This window comes from Roseateles sp. P5_E11, from assembly GCF_054049355.1.
The window spans coordinates 1-3,141 of the sequence record NZ_JBFUMO010000636.1 but is presented as its reverse complement, the minus strand read 5'-3'; the positions used below and the strand labels follow the sequence as shown (position 1 = coordinate 3,141).

Below are 3,141 nucleotides of genomic sequence, written 5' to 3'. Positions count from 1 at the left end.
CTCGAAGCCCACGCCGCCAACGCGTGTCGCGCTCTGGACGAAATTGCGCGCCGAGCCGTCGGCCTCACCGCCGGCCATGAAGGGCACGAAAAGCCGGACGGTGGTCGGCGACACCGGCAGAGCATGAGTGATGGGCTGCACGGCGCGCGCGGCCGCAGCGGCCAGCAGCGCCCCGGCAAGCACCAGCAGGGTAGCGAAGCCCTGCCTCACCCGATTTATTGTCTTGACCGCCACGTGGCGATCATAAATAACCGAATAAACGGGAGATTTGGCAAATTTGGACTTGAAACGATCAATTCGTGACGAATCGCCCAAAAGCGCCTGTTGGAACGCCGAAAAGACAAAGCCCGTCACGAGGACGGGCTTTGATGTGTTTGGAGGAGACGGAGGGATTCGAACCCTCGATTCGCGTTTTAGCGCAAATACTCCCTTAGCAGGGGAGCACCTTCGGCCACTCGGTCACGTCTCCAGCACAGCCCCGCATTCTATACCAGTGCGGAGCAATCTCAGACAGAAATCAGGCCGCGGTAGCGGCTTCCTGATCGAGGTCGAAGGCCTTGTGCAATGCGCGCACGGCCAGCTCCATGTACTTCTCGTCGATGACGACGCTGGTCTTGATCTCGCTGGTGGAGATCATCTGGATGTTGATGCCCTCTTCACTCAACGCGCGGAACATCTTGCTGGCCACGCCGACATGCGAGCGCATGCCGATACCAACGATGGAGACCTTGCAGATCTTGGGGTCGCCGACGACCTTGCTGGCGTTGGTGGCCGGGCCGACCGTGTTCTGCAGCAGCTCCATCGTGCGCGCGTAGTCGTTGCGGTGCACGGTGAAGGAGAAGTCGGTCTTGCCGTCGTGGGAGACGTTCTGGATGATGACGTCGATGTCGATGTTGGCCTCGGCCACGGGTCCCAGGATCTGGAAGGCGATGCCGGGCTTGTCGGGCACGCCGAGCAGCGTCACCTTGGCCTCGTCACGGTTGAAGGCAATACCCGAAACGACGGCTTGTTCCATGTTCTCGTCCTCTTGTTCGAAAGTGATCAGCGTGCCGGAGGCGGCCTCTTCAGTGATGTCGATGTCCCAGGGTGTGAAGCTGGACAGCACGCGCAGCGGCACGCGGTACTTGCCCGCGAACTCCACGGAGCGGATCTGCAGGATCTTGGAGCCGAGCGAGGCCATCTCCAGCATTTCCTCGAACGTGATGGTGCTCAGGCGCCGCGCCTCGGGCACCACGCGCGGGTCGGTCGTGTAGACGCCGTCCACGTCGGTGTAGATCAGACATTCGGCAGCCTTCATCGCCGCAGCAATCGCCACGGCCGACGTGTCGGAACCCCCGCGGCCCAGCGTCGTGATGTGGCCTTCCGGGTCGATGCCCTGGAAGCCGGTGATGACAACCACCTTCCCAGCGGCCAGGTCAGCACGCACGCGGACATCGTCGATGCTCTCGATGCGGGCCTTGGTGAAGGACGAGTCGGTGGCCACCGGCACCTGCCAGCCGGCATAGCTGACCGCTTCCAGCCCTTCGGCCTGCAGCGCAATGGCCAGCAGGCCGACGGAGACCTGCTCGCCGGTGGCGGCGATGGCGTCCATCTCGCGCATCACGGCCGGCGTCATGCTGGCCGGTGACAGTTCCTTGGCCAGACCGAGCAGACGGTTGGTTTCACCGCTCATCGCCGAGGGCACGACCACCAGCTGGTGGCCGGCGCGCACCCATTTGGCGACGCGTTTGGCCACGTTGCGGATGCGATCGGTGGACCCCATCGAGGTGCCGCCGTACTTGTGGACGATCAGAGCCATGTGTTTGAGCGAAGGCTGGAAGAGTGAGCTGCCGGGACGGATGCTCGCAAACCCCCGATTTTAAGCGGCAGTCCCGCCGTCGCCTTCGCTCTGCGGCAAGGCTGCGTCCTCCAGCCAGCGCAAGGACAGCTTCGGCTCATCTTGATCGGCGAAGGCACGGGCGTCCATGCCAAGCCCGGCGACGGCAATGAGGCGCTGCTGCGTGTCAAAAAGCAGTGGCCCGCCGCGCCGCCACGGCGGCAGGCCGGCTTCCTGGCAGGCCTTCTTGAGAGCACGCTGCACGGAGGCCGGAGCCCGTTGGAATTGCTCACCGCCGGTGCGAGCGCGCTGAGTCAGTTGGGCGAGTCGCGCCACCGCGATGCCGGGCGAGGCCGGCTCGACGAGCCATGCGCCCTGCCAGGCCGGCTGAGGATGCAGGCCGGGGCGACTCAGGTTCAGCATCGACGCAGGCGGCGGGGCGGCCGATTCGGCGGCCCAGTAAAGGCCGTCGCGATAGGCGTGCACGGCACCACCGGGCGCGGGCCAGGACAGCGTGGCGCCCGAATGCCATTCAGACCGCAGGCGCTCGACCAGGCTGGCCGGCACGCTCGCGTACCGCGACAGCCAGGCGCGTAGCGCGTTGCTTGCGCGGGCGGGCGACAGGCGGAACACGGCGGCCAGATCCAGCCGCTCGGCGGTCGCGAGCTCCGCAAGGTCGGATGCCGCGACTTCCGCAGCCAGTTCCTCAGCCTGCTGCGCCCAGCGCGCCGACTGGGCCAGGCCCGCCTCGGCCGCCGCAAAGGCCGGCCACAGCGTCTGGCGCAGTCGGTTGCGGGCATGGCGCGCATCGGCATTGCTCGGATCTTCTATCCAGCTGAGCCCATGCTGCTCGGCGTAAGCGCGGATGAGGTCGCGCGGCTGATCAAGCCAGGGCCGTGCCCAGCAGACGCCGTCGCGCCATTGCGCCCTGGGCATGCCAGCAAGGCCCGCCGTGCCGGCGCCGCGCAAAGCCTGCAGCACGAAGGTCTCGGCCTGGTCCTGTCGGTGATGGGCCAGCAGCAGCAGGTCGGCCCCCGCCGCAACAGCCATGTCGTGCAGGGCGCGATGCCGGCCCGCATGAGCCCAGGCCTCCACGCTGTCGCCGCGCGCCGGCGATCCGCTCAGCCGCGTGCAGACATAGGCCGCTCCGAACTCATGCGCCACGCGCTCGCAATGCGCGACCCAGTCGTCGGCCTGCGGCTGCAGGCCGTGGTGGACATGAAGGGCAACGACCCTGCTGCCTTGCGCCGCGCGAGCGGTCGCATGCAACAGGGCCGTGGAATCCAGGCCGCCGCTGAAGGCGACGGCGACCGCATCACCTGTTC

Annotated in this window: 2 protein-coding genes, 1 tRNA gene and 1 pseudogene; all 4 read right to left on the bottom strand. The window is 66.6% G+C overall.

Translation table 11 applies throughout. The features are described from left to right. Positions 1–354 (bottom strand): annotated as a pseudogene (locus ACXJKR_RS28315) (hypothetical protein); the annotation flags it as partial. A gap of 21 nt (positions 355–375) precedes the next feature. Beyond that, positions 376–469: transfer RNA gene (locus ACXJKR_RS28310), tRNA-Ser, on the bottom strand. Positions 470–517: 48 nt separating this feature from the next. After that, positions 518–1,798, bottom strand: coding sequence for an aspartate kinase (locus ACXJKR_RS28305; protein WP_457325667.1), 1,281 nt, complete (start codon positions 1,796–1,798; stop codon positions 518–520). 60 nt (positions 1,799–1,858) lie between these two features. Next, positions 1,859–3,141: tRNA lysidine(34) synthetase TilS (tilS, locus tag ACXJKR_RS28300; protein ID WP_457325666.1), on the bottom strand; the 1,283-nt coding region annotated here is incomplete at its 5' end.